This is a genomic window from Candidatus Nebulibacter yamunensis (assembly GCF_024208055.1).
Lineage (GTDB): Bacteria > Pseudomonadota > Gammaproteobacteria > Francisellales > Francisellaceae > Caedibacter > Caedibacter lacustris.
The window spans coordinates 175352-192976 of sequence record NZ_JAMBMW010000001.1; the positions used below are offsets into that span (position 1 = coordinate 175352).

General features: G+C 36.3%; 13 protein-coding genes. 3 read left to right on the forward strand and 10 right to left on the reverse strand.

Annotated features, from left to right (window positions below; all coding sequences use genetic code 11):
• Positions 1-604 precede the first annotated feature (604 nt).
• Positions 605-1045 (forward strand): ferritin-like domain-containing protein, encoded by a 441-nt coding sequence (locus M1V25_RS00820; protein WP_116963160.1) that lies wholly within the window; start codon positions 605-607, stop codon positions 1043-1045.
• Between the two features lie 32 nt (positions 1046-1077).
• On the opposite strand, the gene M1V25_RS00825 is transcribed toward M1V25_RS00820, so the two are convergent.
• The 10 genes from M1V25_RS00825 to M1V25_RS00870 all read right to left on the reverse strand — a co-directional run bounded on the left by M1V25_RS00825 (position 1078) and on the right by M1V25_RS00870 (position 12886).
• A complete protein-coding gene (locus M1V25_RS00825; protein ID WP_116963161.1) occupies positions 1078-1935 on the reverse strand; it encodes a mechanosensitive ion channel family protein in 858 nt (285 codons plus the stop codon).
• A gap of 90 nt (positions 1936-2025) precedes the next feature.
• Complete coding sequence (locus M1V25_RS00830) at positions 2026-3507, reverse strand: oligopeptide:H+ symporter (RefSeq protein WP_420810598.1); 1482 nt, start codon at positions 3505-3507, stop codon at positions 2026-2028.
• A 258-nt stretch (positions 3508-3765) separates the two neighbouring features.
• Complete coding sequence (gene prmA, locus M1V25_RS00835; RefSeq protein ID WP_116963163.1) at positions 3766-4656, reverse strand: 50S ribosomal protein L11 methyltransferase; 891 nt, start codon at positions 4654-4656, stop codon at positions 3766-3768.
• A gap of 5 nt (positions 4657-4661) precedes the next feature.
• A complete protein-coding gene (accC, locus tag M1V25_RS00840) occupies positions 4662-6011 on the reverse strand; it encodes an acetyl-CoA carboxylase biotin carboxylase subunit (protein WP_116963164.1) in 1350 nt (449 codons plus the stop codon).
• Positions 6012-6121: 110 nt separating this feature from the next.
• Positions 6122-6598, reverse strand: a complete 477-nt coding sequence (gene accB / locus M1V25_RS00845) for an acetyl-CoA carboxylase biotin carboxyl carrier protein (RefSeq protein WP_116963165.1) — start codon at positions 6596-6598, stop codon at positions 6122-6124.
• Between the two features lie 144 nt (positions 6599-6742).
• Positions 6743-7189 carry a type II 3-dehydroquinate dehydratase gene (gene aroQ / locus M1V25_RS00850; protein ID WP_498842156.1) on the reverse strand — a complete coding sequence of 149 codons (447 nt, stop codon included), beginning with the start codon at positions 7187-7189 and terminating at the stop codon, positions 6743-6745.
• Position 7190: 1 nt separating this feature from the next.
• Positions 7191-8021, reverse strand: a complete 831-nt coding sequence (locus M1V25_RS00855; RefSeq protein ID WP_498842157.1) for a symmetrical bis(5'-nucleosyl)-tetraphosphatase — start codon at positions 8019-8021, stop codon at positions 7191-7193.
• The gene (rsmA, locus tag M1V25_RS00860) at positions 8006-8797 is read right to left on the reverse strand and encodes a 16S rRNA (adenine(1518)-N(6)/adenine(1519)-N(6))-dimethyltransferase RsmA (protein WP_116963168.1); all 792 of its coding nucleotides are present in this window, start codon (positions 8795-8797) and stop codon (positions 8006-8008) included. Before rsmA ends, M1V25_RS00855 begins: the two co-directional genes overlap by 16 nt.
• 2 nt (positions 8798-8799) lie before the next feature.
• Positions 8800-10188 (reverse strand): peptidylprolyl isomerase, encoded by a 1389-nt coding sequence (locus M1V25_RS00865; protein WP_116963169.1) that lies wholly within the window; start codon positions 10186-10188, stop codon positions 8800-8802.
• 76 nt (positions 10189-10264) lie between these two features.
• Entirely contained in the window at positions 10265-12886 is a 2622-nt protein-coding gene (locus tag M1V25_RS00870; RefSeq protein ID WP_498842158.1) for an LPS-assembly protein LptD, read from the reverse strand.
• Positions 12887-12991: 105 nt separating this feature from the next.
• Between M1V25_RS00870 and M1V25_RS00875 the strand changes: the two genes are divergently transcribed.
• Positions 12992-14056, forward strand: coding sequence for an aminoglycoside phosphotransferase family protein (locus M1V25_RS00875; RefSeq protein WP_498842159.1), 1065 nt, complete (start codon positions 12992-12994; stop codon positions 14054-14056).
• Between the two features lie 23 nt (positions 14057-14079).
• A complete protein-coding gene (dnaE, locus tag M1V25_RS00880) occupies positions 14080-17562 on the forward strand; it encodes a DNA polymerase III subunit alpha (RefSeq protein WP_498842160.1) in 3483 nt (1160 codons plus the stop codon).
• Positions 17563-17625: the final 63 nt, after the last annotated feature.

The window sequence follows — 17625 nt, forward strand, 5'->3', positions numbered from 1 at the left end:
TAAGCGAGTTTATTAGCTTTTTAGCAAAAGTGTTGCCCAAATTGCTTATTTTAAAACTCACAGACTGGAAGCTTGAACTCTAAAGTTCAGTTATATTTACCCATCTACGCATAATAATAAGGACTGACGTTATGAGTTTAAGTAGTAGCTAAAGACATATTTTGTTTGACTCTACAAGGCGATTTTTGGATATATCAAGATACATTAATCAGTATATTAATTAGGGCATACCAAATTGTAATTTCCAAACTTGATCTATCAAAATATAGATAATGGCACTAATGCGAGTGGCAACTACTGATATGGTTGCTACCTTATCACTTACAGATCAAACCATCATATTTACTTCGCTAGAATTCCTTCATGCACTACTTATCTATAGCACTTATTTCTTATGTTACGGTAGACATGTCAAATTTACTGTTTATATTAACTGCATCTCTTCTATTACTAAGTGTGATCACTGGGATTCTAGTAAGAGCCTCCAAATCTAAGTAAGACTAAACATGTAATGATAAGAATTTATAAATTTACTTGCAATATGGAGTAGTTTTGTTCAGACTACGGTTTTAAGATGATGACAAATTATTGAGTAAATATAGACATGGAATTATATTCAGATAATAAGATTCAAATTTTTGATGTACTTAATCGTATCCTAGAATTAGAGATGGCTGGCGTTGTCAGATATACTCATTATTCTTTAATGATCATTGGTCATGGTCGAATTCCGATCGTGAGTTGGATGCGTTCACAAGCACAAGAAAGTCTCAATCATGCGACACAGGCAGGGGAAATGATCACACATTTTGGTCAACATCCATCGTTAAAAATTGCAACCTTAACTGAAACCCATAAGCATAATATTGATGAGATTTTAAAAGAAAGCTTGGAACATGAACATCTAGCCTTAAAGCTTTATCGTGAGTTATTAAAACTTTCAGAAGGTCAGTCAATCCTCTTGGAGGAATATGCAAGAGGCTTAATTGTTGAAGAGGAAACACATATAGGCGAAGTAGAGAAGATGCTGAAAAAGCCAGTATAGCTTTACTGATTAGGTTTTTGGTTAGTTTTTAATTATGATTGAGTGGTCATCGTTGTTACGGTATTTGCAATATGCACTGTGCGCTGTGGAAAAGGAATTTCAATATTGTTTTCATCAAAACAAAGTTTAACAGACTCATTTAGATGCCATTTTGTTTCAAAGTAATCAGCTCTGTTTGTCCAATAGCGAACAATTAAGTTGACACTATTATCTCCAAGCGCGTCAACACGTACGATAGGTTGTTTATCATCGATTTTAATGATTTTTTCATTTTGATCAACTAATTGTTGCAATAGCTTTTTGGCAAGTAATAGATCACTACTATAACCAATACCAATGATAAAATCATTGCGGCGAAATTCATTGTTTGAAAAATTAGTAATAATGCGAGAAGTGACAAGGCTATTAGGGACTTTTATTTCTCTCCCATCTGTTGTCCTAAGTGTACAAAAAACAAAACTAATGCTTTCTACAGTGCCAGATGTACCACCTAGATCAACAAATTCTCCAATCTTAAAAGGACGAGTAGAAACGATCATAATACCAGAGACGACAATATTAGCAGATGTTCTAAGCGACATACCAATACCAACAAGTACAGCAGCAATGCCTGCGGTGAAAGGTGTCGTAGAAATACCAAGCGTATTTAAGGCAATCAGGATGACAAAGATAACCAAAAAGACGTGCATGATTTGCATCAAAAACATGGTTACAGCTTTATCTAATCGAGTCTTAAACAATACTTTTTGAGTATTATTTTTGATGATTTTGGCAGCAATTAAGCCAACTACCAGAATAATAATTGCAATGACTATTTGTGGTAAGTATTCAAGGATTAAGTTTAATAGCCACTGAAAATATTGATTAAAGTTTTGGATGCTCATCTCCATAAATGCATTCCTAATTTAAGATTTTATGTTTTGTAGTGGCTTATAAAGATACAAGAAGTAGGAAATAGTGCAAGTTGAAAATTGCTTATTTTAATCAATCACTTCATTGATTTGGTGACTATCTGTTTTACTGGCGCTATGTATATATTTATTTAAGAATGGGCGCGATAACCACATTAATAATGCAATAACAAGAGTTACAATTCCAATTTGTGCAAAGACACTTGTATAAACGTGCAAGCTTTCAAGTGTGGTTAATTCTATACCTGTTGGCGGAGAGGTTAGGTTTCCTACATAAGCACCCAAAGGTCCTGCAAGCATACTTGTTAGAAACCATATTCCCATTACAAATCCTGACATAGCACGTGGGCAAAGTTCCGCAACCATTGCAATACCAAGACCGGATACCAATAGCTCACCAATAGATTGTAATGTATAAGTTAAAACCATCCACCAAGGAGAGGCTAAACCTGTTTCTGCTGCTGTGAAGCGTGGTAGATATAAAACTAAGAAAGCAAGACCACATAAAGTCATACCAAAACAGAATTTAGTTACATGTGTACCTGGAATTTTTTTATAGAGCACTGCTAAAATGGGTGAAACAATAACGATGACAAGAGGATTTAGAACTTGATAAGATGCAGCGGGGATTACCCAGCCAAAAACATTATTATCAATATTATGAAGTGCAAAGAAGGTCAGTGAAGTTGGCATTTGGTTGTATAAAACAAAGAACACAATTCCTTCTAGGATTAGTAAGAAAGCAATCAGCATTCTAGTACGGTCAGAGCCTTTAAGTGACAGTGCAGTTTTTAGGAAGTATAAAAAGCCACCAGCTACAACGATGTATACAATGGTATAGCAAATTGTGGTGTGTGGTAACAACTTGCCAAACACAATAACGGCAACAATTGAAGTAACAATTACAGTGATTAAACGTCCAAAAACCATTGGCTTGGCGCCTGCTTCCGTAGAGATTGAACCAAGTACTTTGTAAAACACGAAATAATTTAATAGTCCAAGCAGTAAGCCAAAAGAACTGATCCAAAAGGCTGCTTCCCAGCCGAACTGTTGAGCGGCAATAGGGGCAATAAGAATAGAAACAAACGAACCTAAGTTAATTGCCATGTAATATAAAGTCATTGCACCATCTAATGCAGGATCTCCTTTTTCATAAAGTTTAGAGATTAATGAAGAGGGATTTGCTTTAAAAAGAGCATTACCAACGATGATACCACCAAGTGCATAAAAAATGGTATCTTGATTGGATAAAGCTAAGGCAATATAAGAAATAAGTAATATAATTGCACCTAAAGCAACCGTGCGTTTTGCTCCTAAGTATTTGTCACCAACGTAGCCCCCCACCCAAACAAAGCCATACACAAAAGCCGAAAAGGAACCAAAGGTATAAATACTGAGCTCTTGGCTAAAGCCTAAGTAGCTAACAAAATAAAGTGCTAGAATTGCTTGCGTGGCATAATAACCAAAACGTTCCCATAATTCAATTCCCCAGATTACCCAAAATGGTTTAGGCAAGCCACGTGAGGCAAGGACCTCATTAGACATATTCATCCCCTTAAAACATTATAAAGTTGAACAAAATATAAACTTCCATTGCCCATCATTCCGCAGTATTTTTTGAAGCACGATGGGTAATAGGTATGTTTGGCTGGAAATACTAAAGCTTATTGTGTATTCTCAGTTTGCTTTATTGGTCAGCGCAGTTCCCTGTTAGAGGTACTAACTTCAAACCTCCTATCCTGGAATAGTTATAAATTGTTTTGAAAGTGAAAGCAACTGTTTAGTTGTAATTTATTACAGGTGCTCACGTCATTTACGAATACCACAGATAAGCGCCCATTCATCTTTAAACACTGGCTTTGACAATGTAAAATATTGACTGAAAATTTCACTTACTTCATCAACTTGCTCTTGCAAAATGCCGGATAGTGCAAGCTTGCCACCCATTTTGACATAACTTGCGATGGTAGCTGCTAGCTCAATCAAAATGCCAGCTAAAATATTAGCAATAAGTATATCAGCTGCAAGTGGCATTGGTACATCCTGTGGCAAGCAAGGTGAAAAACCAACAACGATAGTATTTTTATCAGCGTTTGCTTTGCTTGCGATGATAGCTTGTGGATCATTGTCAATCGCAATAACCGATTTAGCACCTAGTTTTCTTGCTGCAATACCCAAAATTCCTGAGCCTGTGCCAAAGTCTATAACGCTTTCACCACCTTTTATTTCGCGATCCAACCAGTTTAAGCACAAGGCAGTTGTTTGGTGTGTTCCTGTACCAAATGCTAGACCTGGGTCCAGTAAAACATTTATTTGATTAGGGTCGTGGCTTGGCGGTACAAACCAACTAGGATAAATCCAAAGTTTTTGACCAAATTGCATCGGTTGAAAATCGTTCATCCAAGCACGTGTCCAGTCTTGGTCAGCAAATTCACGTACTTTGATTTCACCAATGATAAACAGTTTCAGTCGACTTTGATTGAGTTTGATAGTAACTTTATTATGATCATACTTTTCAGTAAAAAGTGCAACTAACACTACTTCATCCCATAGTGGGTTTTCACCTACTTTTGGCTCAAGGATAGGTTGATCTTTAGCATCTTGATAGCTAATAGAGCAAGCACCTTCTTCTATTAAAAAATTTTCTAATGTAGAAAGGTGAACTTGTAAACAAGTTAGTGAGAGTTCTTTCCAAAGCATAATAATTACGCTTTCTCTTTTTCAAGCATTTTTTCGAGAAAATGAATATTGGTTCCACCATTTTGGAAGTCACGATTAGCAAGAATTTTATGGTGAAGTGGAATATTAGTTTTGATTCCGCTGATAATCATCTCTTCTAACGCACTTTGCATGCGCTGAATGGCAATATCACGAGTGCGTGCATGAACGATTACCTTTGCAATCATCGAGTCATAGTTAGGTGGCACGAAGTATTGTGAGTAGATATGTGAGTCGACTCGAACTCCAGGACCACCAGGGGCATGATAAATTTCAATTTTTCCAGGACAAGGTAGCATTTTCTCAGGGTCTTCAGCATTAATACGGCATTCTATTGCATGCCCTGTAATTTTAATGTCTTCTTGATTGAAGCTTAATGTTCCACCTGAGGCAATGCGAATTTGCTCTTTAATCAAATCAATATTAGTAATAGATTCAGTGACAGGATGTTCTACCTGGATACGAGTGTTCATTTCAATGAAGTAAAACTCACCATTTTCATATAGAAACTCAAAAGTACCTGCTCCACGATATTTAAGTATTGTGCATGCTTCCACGCAGCGTTGACCAATTTTTTTGCGTTGTTCATCAGTCAAACCGAGTGCTGGTGCTTCTTCAATGACTTTTTGATGTCGGCGTTGAGTTGAACAATCACGCTCAAATAAGTGAATAGCATTACCCTGCCCATCACCAAATACTTGAATTTCAATATGTCGTGGATTTTCTAAGAACTTTTCCATATAGACCATATCGTTATTAAAAGCCATTTTGGCTTCGGCTTGTGTCATTTCGATAAATTTAAGCAAGTCTTCTTTTTTACGCACAACTCGCATACCACGACCGCCACCGCCTCCAGCTGCTTTGATCATAATGGGATAACCAATTTCATCTGCCATGGCAAGGTTTTTTTGAGGGTCTTTACTAATCGGACCATTTGAGCCTGGAACGCATGGAACTCCCGCTTTTTTCATGTTTTGAATTGCAGCAACCTTGTCTCCCATGATGCGAATGCTTTCGGCACGTGGACCTATAAAAATGAAGCCGCTTTTTTCAACAGACTCAGCAAATTCGGCATTTTCAGACAAAAAGCCATAACCTGGATGTATGGCATCAGCACCTGATAATTCAGCTGCTGCGATGATTGCTGGAATGTTTAAATAACTTTGTGTAGGGTTTGCAGGACCAATACAGATTGTTTCATCTGCAAGTTTAACGTGCATTAAATCCCGATCAGTTGTCGAATGAACCGCAACGGTTCTAATCCCAAGCTCTCGACAAGCGCGTAAAATTCTAAGTGCAATTTCGCCGCGATTGGCGATAAGGAGTTTTTTAATCATATGAGACCTATTTATTTCTATTTATCTTATCGATATGAAGTAATTTATAAGTTTCTTAATTTTTATTGAGCTTTAAGCTTCAAGGTTTTAATAATAAAAAATAAGTTTACTTAGCCAATAACAAACAATGGTTGGTCGTATTCAACCGGTGTGCCATCACTCACGAAAATCTTAAGTACCGTGCCAGTTATTTCCGCTTCAATTTGATTCATAATTTTCATCGCTTCAATGATACAAAGGGTATCCCCTTTTTTAACTGTTTGTCCTTCGGTGACAAATGGCGCAGCACCTGGCGAAGGGGATTGATAGAAAGTTCCCACCATCGGTGATTTAACTTGATGTCCTTGTGGTATGCTTGGTGCTGTTTGAGTGGATTGTTTAGCCACTTTTTCTTCTAAAGTAGTTGGAGTAGTTTGCACCGTTGGAGTTTGATGAATAATTTGTGGAGACATTGTGTGCATAGCAATATGATGATGTGGCTGAATGCCAGTGATACGGATCGAAGTTTCACCCTCTTTAATTTCAATTTCGTTCACGTTTGATTTTTCAATAAGTGCGATTAGCTGTTCTATTTTTTTAATATCCATTTGTGTTAATTAACCTTTTCTTTTAATGATAATTAAACTTTTCCAGCCCAGTATTGTTACGATAAAAGCATAAAATGTCACGCGTTTGTTTTGCTTTTTAGATGAGATTATCACATACCAGGATGACCTTACTTGAGTTAACTTCTAAATGCAATTATGTTGACAGTAGTCGATGGCAGCAATCATGGCTAGCTCATAACTTTGAGCACCCATCCCTGATATGACACCATAAGCAATGTCTGAGAGATAAGAATGATGGCGAAAAAGTTCGCGTTTATGAAGATTTGATAAATGTATTTCAATAAATGGGATATGAATCGCTAACAGTGCATCTCGAATAGCAACACTGGTATGTGTATAAGCAGCTGGATTGATGATGATAAAATGAACGTTACCTTGAGCTTGTTGGAGTTGATCAACGATTTCACCTTCATGATTGGATTGAAAACAAATACAATTCATTTTTTTCTCTTCTGTTAAAGAGCTAAGTTTTTGATTAATACTATTTAATGTTGCAGTGCCATATACATCCGTTTCACGTTGACCAAGTAAATTTAGGTTTGGTCCATGAATTACAAGAATTTTTGCCATTTTAATGATTTTCCTTAATTAAGTTCATTGCATCGACGCGATAAAACTCTTTGTTATCTATACAATAAGCACTCAACTGTCCACCCCAAACACAGCCAGTATCAAGGTTAATACATCTGGGATTATTAGTTTTACCGTTAAGTGCTGCCCAGTGACCAAAAATCAGTATATATTCACTATCGATTTTAGGGTTAGGAAAATTAAACCAAGCATCAAAACCATTTGGCTTTTGCATAAGCTCATCCTTAAAATTTAAATCTAAGCGACCCTCAGCATTACATAAACGCATGCGAGTAAAATAATTTGCAATACAACGCCAGCGATTAATTCCCTCCAGCTCATTGTTCCACTGATTAGGTTCATTACCAAATAAGTTACTCATAAAGTGCTGAAAGCACATGTCAGTTTGTAGTACAAATTCAAGCTCTAGCGCTAAGTGTTTGGCTTTTTTCAACGACCAGATGGGTGGAATCCCAGCATGGGTAACAACATGTTTTTTATGTGAGTATAAAAAACGTTGATGACGTAGCCATTTCATTAATTCGTCTTTGTCAGGAGCATTTAATATTTGCTGTAAAGTATCTTTTTTGCCTAGTGGTAAATAACCAAAAGCTACAGCTAGAAGGTAAAGGTCATGATTGCCAAGTATAACTTTGGCGGATTTAGCAAAGGATTTCACAAGACGCAGCACTTCTAAAGACTTAGGACCACGATTAACTAAATCGCCAGCGAAAATCAGTTTATCTTGTTTAGGATTAAATTTAATCTTTTGCAACAGTGCACAAAGCTCATCGTAACAACCTTGAACGTCTCCAATTAGATAACTTGGCATGAGTGTGCTCCGATATAATTACTTAGCATGACAAAATCACTGACACTGAGGTTTTCAGGGCGCAGGCTCACATCAATTGGTAAGCTTTGCATTTTTTCACGGCATACAAGAACCTTTAAAGTATTGCGTAGTGTTTTGCGGCGCATTTGAAAAGTTTGTTTTACGATTTCTGAAAACAGTTGATAATTCTTTGCAATGATGGGTGGTTTAACATAAGGAGTAAGGCGTAAAATACGTGATTCAACTTTTGGCTTTGGATGAAATGCGTGTGCAGGTACATCAAATAATCCTTCACATTTAAAATGGTACTGTAGCATGACGCTCAAGCGACCGTAGTTTTTTTCAGATGGATAGGCAACGATACGATCAACAACTTCTTTTTGTAGCATAAAGTGCATATCTTTGAAAAATTGCGCATAATCAATCAAGTGAAAAAGGAGTGGGGAGGAGATGTTGTAAGGCAAGTTGCCAATGAGTTTGATTTTTTGTCCTTGGTAAAAATCATTAAAGTTAACGGTTAAAACATCTTGTTGGCGAATGTTTAATTTACCATAGGCTGCACACGCTGCTTTTAATGGTAATACTACATCCGTATCAAACTCTATGACTTGAATTTCTTTGGTAATAGCTAAAATATGTCTTGTTAGTGCACCAAGACCCGGACCAATTTCAATAACTTGATCCTTTTCTGTAATATGTGCTTGGTGAATAATGTTGGCAATAATCTGTTCATCCTGTAAGAAATTTTGACCCAATGATTTTTTTGCCTTGTGCATGCTTACTCCTCAGGGAGATTTAGATTATGCTCTACGATTTCAACATAAGCACTATCGCGCAAGGACAGTATCCAAGTTTTAAGCGCTTGTTGTGCATTTTCGTTAAAAAGCGCCATCATGGCTTGTTCTTTTCGATAGGCTTCAGTGTCATCCTCTTTACGTTCACCTAAAACTTCAATAATTTGCCAGCTATTATTGACCTTAAAAGGCTGGGATACTTTATTGACTGTGGCATTTTTGACGGCTTGTGCAAAAGCAGGTGCTTGAGTACTTAAGCTTATCCAGCCCATATCACCGCCTTGTTCTATATTATTAGTTGCATCTGAGTTTGCTTTTGCTAGATCAGCAAAAGATTGACCATTGTCTATAGCATTTAGTATACGTATAAGCTTTGCTTTGGCCTCATTGTCATTGACAACAGGTGATAGATTGATCACGATTTGTTTGACGTGATATTTTTCGATAAAATGCTTAGCATTGTCAGGTACTCTACTGTCAATAAGCTTTATAATTTGCACACTACCATTGGCAATAAATGGTTGACTAATTTCTCCCTTTTGAAGTGTTTCTACTTTATCTCTATAAATCACAGGTAATTCGTTTAGCGTTTTCCAGCCAAGTTCACCACCGCTGTTTGCATTCCCTGCTTGTGAATATTTTTTAGCTGCTTCACTAAAGCTCATTTTCCCTTCAATAATAGATTGAACGATTTTGTTGGCTTGAATAATAATATGATCTTCATCTTGTGAGGTTCGATTATCAAGCGAGGACAAGACAATATTTTGCACGTCATATTCTGTTTGGTGGTTATTAAAATGCTTTTTGATATATTTATCTATTTCAGTTGGTGAAATGTAGAGCTTGTTTGCAATAGCTCGTTGTTGGAGTTTATTAATGATCAATTGATCTTTTACGGTTTGATAATAGTCGCTAAAGGCAAGGTGTGCATCTTTTAACTTTTGTTTTAATTGTTCCATTGTAATGCCATTTTGCATCGTAACTTCGGCAATTGATGTGTTAACTTCATCGTCCGTTACCATAATGCCTTGCCTTTTTGCCATTTGTAAGGCAATGGTTTGGTTAATAAGCTGTTGCAGAACCTGCCTTTGTAAGTTTAATTGATCTGGGATCTGCACATTTGGGTTGCCCTCTAATTGTGCCTTCGTTTTTGCAACTTCGATGTTTAGTTGGTCAAGTGTGATTGCTTGATCATTAACAATCGCAACGATTTTGTTGATTAAATGCTTGCCTTTTATGGGGTGTTTTGTAGCTGGGTCTGTTTGTAAATTAGTTTTTTGTAATAAAGTAGGTGGTGTGTCTGCAAATGTGTACGTGCTTAAAACTAAGCTACTTGTACATAAAACTAACTTTAATGTGGAACGTAAGTGCATGAAATAGATTAGCTCAAGTTAATTAGTGAGGGCATTATATACTACTCACTAAGGTATTGAATAGCTTTTCTAGCCTTTAGTTAAATCCAGCTTTTGGTGTATAGCCTGGAATCATAGTGAGCCTTTGATCAAGTGAACTTTCGCTATTACCACCTAACCCTTTTAGCTCAAATTGAATAATGAAAGCATTGGTTAAAGGTCCTGTAATTTGAGAGGGATTGTTTGGATCACTAGATGAATTGACATATCTTTGTGCTAAGAAGCGAATTGCCCAACTGCAGGCATCATATTGAATGCCAGCAAACATGTTAGTCGTATGACGTGAATTAAACGCATAACTCCACAATCCTGTGATTGACCAATGAGGATTGAGTTTCCAGATAGTGGAAAAAGTAATTTGTGATAGTGAGTCAGGTAAACTACCGGCTTGAATTTGCTCTGGTGTGAGTGCTGCATAGTTATTTTTAATATTTTGGTAACCAATGTTAAAAATATGACTTTCGTTTGGTATATATTGTATTTGATAGGTTTGTAAGTCTATATTGTTGTTTTGTGGATTATAAGTTGCATTGGTCATGAGTTGCCAATGTGGCAGAAACCGATAATTAAAAAATGCAGCTATATCAGAGGTGTTTGTGTTATAAAATGGGATTTTTAAGCTTGGGTTGGCACAATTAGCATTTGTACCTGAGCATAATGATACTTCACGATTCGCAAAATAAATAATTTGTCCAATTCCAGCTCTTAAAACATTTACACCAGTTTCTTGGTGATTGACAGATGTTTCTAAAGCGTATGCGAGTTGGTTAGCATTATTAATTCGGTCAATACCAGTAAAAACATTTGTCTGAAACAATGAAGTATAAGAGAAGTTATTTAAAGAAGTGTCAAACAGTGGAATGTTACTTTGGTTTTGATAGGGGATATAGGTGTAAAAGAGTCTAGGCTCTAAGGTTTGAGTGTAGTTGTGCTGATTAAAACTAAAATTACGATCAAAGTATAATCCTGTATCAATATTAATAATCGGAAGGCTGCGAATGATGTTTTGATCAGGATATTGGTTTTGGCTAAAATTAGGCGCAGTTGCAGCATTTCTGCTGTGTAAGCTATAAGCAGTTTCAGATAGGGTTATAGATGGGATAAAAAATCCCCAGTTTTTTTGAAAAGGAAAGCTGAGTTTTGGTGCACTATAGTAACGTTGTCCTTGAACTTGGGATACATTATTTAAACCCGGTTTATAAAAATAAGTAAATTGGTTATTCCACTCAAAGTTCATATGAGGTAATAAGCTTGGGTAATTCACATTAACATTGATTTGCGGCATCATCCAATAAGGTCGGTTGGCAAGATATATGGTATCATCAATCACATCATAAGATTGAACGATTGCATTGATATTCCAGTTTTCATTGTTATAGTTTAGTTGTGCTTGTCTATTCAATAAAGTTTGTGTTGATAAACCCATATTGTCACTATCAAAATCATTATAAAAATCTTTATCACCCACATATTGATAATTAAAATAGCTTGACCAATTCCTACCATACTGACCATTATCTGTAATAGAAAGCGCTTTACGATCAGTGTTAGCAATGCGATCATGTGGCATGTATTGCATATCTAAACTACCATTGTGCGTTTGAGTTAAATAACGAAAGTTGCTACCGATTAAAACGCCTCTATGATTATAGATGGTGGGTGTTAATAACAGATCATAATTAGGTGCCGTGTTCCAGTAAAAGGGCGTAGAAAGGTAATAACCTGAGTTGCTGTTATAGCCAGCAGTAGGATATAAAAATCCGCTGCGTCGGCGATTATCAATTGGAAAGGTCATATAAGGCCAGTATAAAATTGGTATGTCTTTGGCGTAAAATAAAGTGTTATATGCAGTCCCTAGTCCTGATTCTCGGTCTAAATCAAGTGTTGTTGCACTGAGTATCCAATCATTGCCATAAGGGCTATCAGTGGTATAAGTAGCATTTTTTAAAGTATAATTTGTTTTGCTATTTTGAATGATCTTATCAGCATGACCGTGAGCAAAACCTGTGAAGTTATTTTCTTTTTCTATTACCTCATCAGAAGCTAAATTTGCCATTGAGCCACTTGGTTTTTGGCGTACACGAATAAGGTAATAAGTATCATCTAAGGTTGCTGTGTTATTGGTAATATTTGCATTACCTTGAGAGCCGATGGCAAGCTGTCCAGGTTGACTTAAATTAACATTACCAGTAAGGCTGACATTACTGATTTTTTTATCTTCATTTTGTGTTAAAACGGCTTTATCTGCTGAAAGATATTGGTTTCCTTTTCTAACTTCAACCGCGCCTTCAGCAGTAATCGTACCACTTTGGGCATATTGATATTGTTGAGCGTTGATCTTTGCTTCATTAGAAGGACCTTTGATAATCGGATCTTGATAATAATAACCCCCACAAATATTATTTAGGTCCGTTGACGGTAACCAGCCTAAAGCATCAGCAATAATCTGCTTTTTTTCTTTAGGTAAGATATTTTTTTTAAATAAATCAGCATTGTTATTGTTGGTTTGGACACATTTCCAAGTATCTCCATTTGCTGTACATTGCCATGATTTTTGTAGTGGGTTTTCAATGGTGATCTTGCTGCTACCCATAGTAGGGAGCGTGCAAATTATCGCTAAGGGTAAAACCTTTTTATGTAACTTTATTGTTTTTTTCATTGATTAAATATTATCCTTTTGCTCATTTGTCAGGATTTCTAGGTTTCTTTGAGCCAAAACTACTGCTATTCTATCGCGTTGTTGATATTTTTCTAGGAAAAAGTCGTGCAATCGAGATTTTTACAGATCAAAGAGTGGTTAGAAGTACTTTTCCCAAAAGAGGAACCAACTTTAATTCCTATTATTGGTGACGCAAGCTTTCGCCAGTATTATCGGGTTGAGATTCAAGCTAAAAGCTATGTTGTCATGGATGCCCCTCTTGATCGAGAAAAACCGGATGCTTTTTTTCGAGTGGCACGTCTTTTAAGATATTTCAATTTGAATGCACCGCAATGTTATGCCTATCATCAAGAAGGTGGTTTTTTACTATTAGACGATTTTGGAGATATTCAGTTTTATGATGTACTTTACAAAGTGCCTTCACATTCACTGTCATTTTACCAAGATGTATTGACGCTTATTCCTAAATTCTGGCAAATCGAGAAAAGCTTGTTTCCTAACTATGAGAAAACGAAATTCAAGAGCGAGTTAGATGTCATGAAAATTTGGTTTTGGCAGTGGCTGGCTTTGGATGAGCAAACGCTAAAGCAACTAGAACGTCCTTATGAAAAATTACAAAAAATGTTAGTTGATTATGCCATAATACAACCAACAGTCTTTGTTTATCGTGATTTTCACAGTAAAAATATTATGTATATGGATAAAAAATTAGGTTTGATTGATTTTCAAGATGCCGTAAATGGTCCGATAACCTATGATTTGGTTTCAATATTAAAAGACTGCTACGTTAGTTTGCCACAGAGTTTTATTGATGAAGCGCTAGCGAGTTTTTATTATCAAGCAAAGCGTGATAAAAGATTAGCAGAGGAAGTTTCTTATGCAACATTTATTAAGTGGTTTGATTGGATGGGGTTGCAGAGGCATTTGAAGTGCTTGGGCATTTTTACACGTCAAGATTTGCAGCATAAGAGGGAAAATTATCTGATTTATCTGCCGCGAGTAATACTTTATGTGAATGAGGTTTTAGTAAAATACCCAGAGCTTAACTTTTTTTATGAAGATTGGCAGCGTTACGTTTTACCTGTGTATTATGAAAAAGTTGTGGCACTCAGTAATAGAGTAATAAACCCGATTAAATTTGATGATACAAATAGCATATTAACATATTAAGTTAAAAGGTAGAGTATATAATTATGTCAGTGCGTTTTGTTCATTTAAAAGTGCACAGCGAATATTCGCTTATGGATAGCATCATTCGCATTAAGCCGATGTTGTCAGAATGCGTGCAGCGTAAGCTTCCAGCAATTGCATTAACAGATATGTGTAACCTGTTCGCTGCTGTAAAATTCTATAAAGCAGCATTAGATCAAGGCATTAAACCAATATTTGGTAGTGAGATTTATATTCAGGTGGATGAACGGATTCATCCATTAACTCTCATCGCAAAAGACAATGCAGGGTATCAAACGATTGTTGAACTTATTTCATATGCTTATTTAAATGCTACACGTAAAGATGGCATTCCAATATTACCCAAAAATGAGCTAGCAAGCTTTAATTTCTCTCAAGTTTTTGTATTAAGCGGTGGACAAAAAGGTGAGCTAGGTTATGCACTTATGACTCAAGATTATAAAGAAGTCCTAGCTTTGCTTGATACTTATATGCAAATCTTCCCTAGAAATAATTTCTTTATTGAACTGCAACGCTTAGGAGTTGACGGTGAAGAGCGATATATCCAAAGTGTAATTGAGTTGGCAAAAGACCAACATATTGCAGTTGTCGCAACTAATGATGTACGCTTCTTAGATGAAGAGAATTATTCTGATCATGAGATACGTGTGGGGATTTACCAGGGTTATACACTCTTGGATCAAAACCGTAAGAGCCAATATACGACTAAGCAATATTTGCGCTCTAGCGATGAGATGTGTGAGCTTTTTGCTGACATTCCACAGAGTTTATCCAATACTGTTTATATTGCTGAGAATGCAAATGTGACGTTTAAATTGGGTGGTGCGGTTTTACCACGTTTTGAAATCCCACAAAACATGACCGAGGCAGAATATTTTGCCAAAGTTTCTTATGAAGGATTAGAAGAGCGTTTTGATTTTATTTTGCACGATAAAAGTGAACAACAAAAACAAATGCTTAAAAAAAAGTATCAAGCACGTTTGCAATTAGAGGTTGATGTTATTTGTCAGATGGGTTTTCCAGGTTATTTTTTAATTGTTGCTGATTTTATTCAATGGTCCAAAGATAATGGTATCCCTGTGGGACCAGGACGAGGATCAGGTGCAGGATCGCTAGTTGCTTATGCACTTAAAATTACTGATATTGACCCTATTCCATATGGGTTGCTGTTTGAGCGTTTTTTAAACCCTGAACGTGTGTCAATGCCAGATTTTGATATTGATTTTTGTATGGATGGTCGCGATAGCGTCATTGAATATGTAGCACAAAAGTATGGAAGTGAGAGCGTGTCCCAAATTATTACTTATGGCTCAATGGCAGCAAAAGCAGTAGTGCGTGATGTAGGACGTGTATTAGCGCAGCCTTATGGTTTTGTGGATAAAATCGCGAAGCTTATTCCAAATGATTTAGGGATTAAGCTTAAAGATGCTTGTGCGCCAGATACGCCATTATATGAGCTATGTCAGCAAGATGAAACCGCAGATGAAATTATCAAAATTGCACTTAAACTAGAAGGGCTTACCAGAAGTGTGGGGAAGCATGCAGCAGGAGTTGTAATCTCCCCATCAAAGGTAACGGATTTTTCACCGATTTACTGTGAAGAAGGTTCAAAACAGCTTGTAACTCAGTTTGATAAAAAAGATGTAGAAGATGTCGGACTCGTGAAGTTCGATTTTTTAGGACTTAGAAATTTAACTATTATTGATAATGCGTTAAAAATTGCTAATAAACAAAGACGTTTGCAAGGTGAAGCTGATTTAAACATCGTACTTATTCCAATGAACGATAAAAAGACGTTTCAATTATTGCAAAATGGCGAAACAACGGGTGTGTTCCAGCTTGAATCTCGAGGAATGAAAGAGCTAATTAAGCGTCTTAAACCAGATTGTTTTGAAGATATTATTGCATTGGTTGCTTTATATCGACCCGGTCCACTTGGTTCTGGGATGGTAGATGACTTTGTTAATCGTAAGCATGGTCGCCAACGAGTAAGTTACCCACATCCAGCTTTGGAAGAGGTTTTAAAAGAGACTTATGGAACGATTTTATACCAAGAACAGGTCATGCAAATTGCGCAAATTTTGGCAAATTATTCTTTAGGTGGAGCGGATTTATTGCGTCGAGCAATGGGTAAAAAAAATCCAGAGGAAATGGCAAAGCAGCGTGAAACTTTTGAAAAAGGGGCCTTTGAAAATGGTATTGATCGCAAGCTCGCTAGTTCCATTTTTGATTTAATGGAAGAGTTTGCTAAATATGGTTTTAACAAGTCCCATTCTGCAGCTTACGCGCTTGTATCATATCAAACGGCATATTTAAAAGCACATTATCCGCAGGCGTTTATGGCGGCAGTTTTGTCATCTGATATGGATAATACCGAAAAGGTGGTCAACTTTATTAATGAATGTCAGAAGATGAAATTAAGTCTTGTCTTACCTCATATCAATATTAGCGATTATTACTTCACCGTAGATAACAAGGAGCAGTTGGTATATGGGCTAGGTGCGGTTAAAGGTGTTGGTTTTGCTGCCATTGACGGGATTTTAACAGAGCGTGTTAAAAATGGTGTATATAAAAATTTATATGACTTGTGTTTGAGAGTAGACTTACGTAAGCTTAATAAGCGCGTATGTGAAGCACTTATTTATGCTGGCGCAATGGATGGATTTGCGAATAATAGGCAAACGCTTATTGCAACTCTAGAAGATGCAATGAAATCAGCTGACCAAAAAATGCAAATGCAAAGTAGTGGACAGTTGGATCTATTTGGTTTTGATGAGGTTGGGATAGAGGATCTTCAATCTAATAAAGATCTAAGTAAGGTTGAAATTCCTAATTGGACGATAAAAGATAAGCTTATCTATGAGAAATCTGTGCTTGGTATGTTTTTGTCAGGACACTTAATCGATGAAGATCGCTTTTGGCTTAACTACTTTAAAGTGACACCATTAAATAGGATTACTCCAACAACACGTAAAGAATCTATTTTACTTGCTGGTGTAGTTGTTTCGATAGCACAACGTAAAACAAAGTCAGGTAAACTTATGGGAGCGTTGCAGATTGATGATGGTTATGAGCGTTTAGAGTTAGTCATATTTAGTGACCTTTACGATAGTGTGAAACACATGATTAGCGTCGATCAAACAGTTATTGTTGAGGGAGAAGTGAGTATTGATGGTTACAATGATCAGTTAAGGATTAATGCTCTTGATATTCAACCGATTGAACAATATGTCGATTTGACTATCAATACATTAAATTTCAATCTGCCAATAGATAAGCTAAAAGTGCTATATGATATATTGTTGTTGGCAAGTAATGGTAAAGGCGAATCAAACTTAGCGACGAAAAAAGTAAAATTGACAATTACAGGTAGTGATTATCAGCTTATGACTATGGTAGATAAGTTAGCAATCAGTGCCTATGTTCTAACAGGTAAAATAAACATGTTATCACAACATCAAATTGAGCTAACGCTGTTCGCTTAAATGAGCTTTGTGTTACAATACAAAAGTTTTACAACAAAATAAGCTAAGTAATAAAATATAGAG

Excerpts from the sequence above, each read along its gene's own strand:
- M1V25_RS00855 (WP_498842157.1), bottom strand. The coding sequence starts at position 8,021 with ATGCCAAGTTATCTAATTGGAGACGTTCAAGGTTGTTACGATGAGCTT.
- aroQ (WP_498842156.1), bottom strand. The coding sequence starts at position 7,189 with ATGGCAAAAATTCTTGTAATTCATGGACCAAACCTAAATTTACTTGGT.
- M1V25_RS00870 (WP_498842158.1), bottom strand. The coding sequence starts at position 12,886 with ATGAAAAAAACAATAAAGTTACATAAAAAGGTTTTACCCTTAGCGATA.
- M1V25_RS00820 (WP_116963160.1), top strand. The coding sequence starts at position 605 with ATGGAATTATATTCAGATAATAAGATTCAAATTTTTGATGTACTTAAT.
- M1V25_RS00865 (WP_116963169.1), bottom strand. The coding sequence starts at position 10,188 with ATGCACTTACGTTCCACATTAAAGTTAGTTTTATGTACAAGTAGCTTA.
- rsmA (WP_116963168.1), bottom strand. The coding sequence starts at position 8,797 with ATGCACAAGGCAAAAAAATCATTGGGTCAAAATTTCTTACAGGATGAA.
- prmA (WP_116963163.1), bottom strand. The coding sequence starts at position 4,656 with ATGCTTTGGAAAGAACTCTCACTAACTTGTTTACAAGTTCACCTTTCT.
- M1V25_RS00830 (WP_420810598.1), bottom strand. The coding sequence starts at position 3,507 with ATGAATATGTCTAATGAGGTCCTTGCCTCACGTGGCTTGCCTAAACCA.
- accB (WP_116963165.1), bottom strand. The coding sequence starts at position 6,598 with ATGGATATTAAAAAAATAGAACAGCTAATCGCACTTATTGAAAAATCA.
- accC (WP_116963164.1), bottom strand. The coding sequence starts at position 6,011 with ATGATTAAAAAACTCCTTATCGCCAATCGCGGCGAAATTGCACTTAGA.
- dnaE (WP_498842160.1), top strand. The coding sequence starts at position 14,080 with ATGTCAGTGCGTTTTGTTCATTTAAAAGTGCACAGCGAATATTCGCTT.
- M1V25_RS00825 (WP_116963161.1), bottom strand. The coding sequence starts at position 1,935 with ATGGAGATGAGCATCCAAAACTTTAATCAATATTTTCAGTGGCTATTA.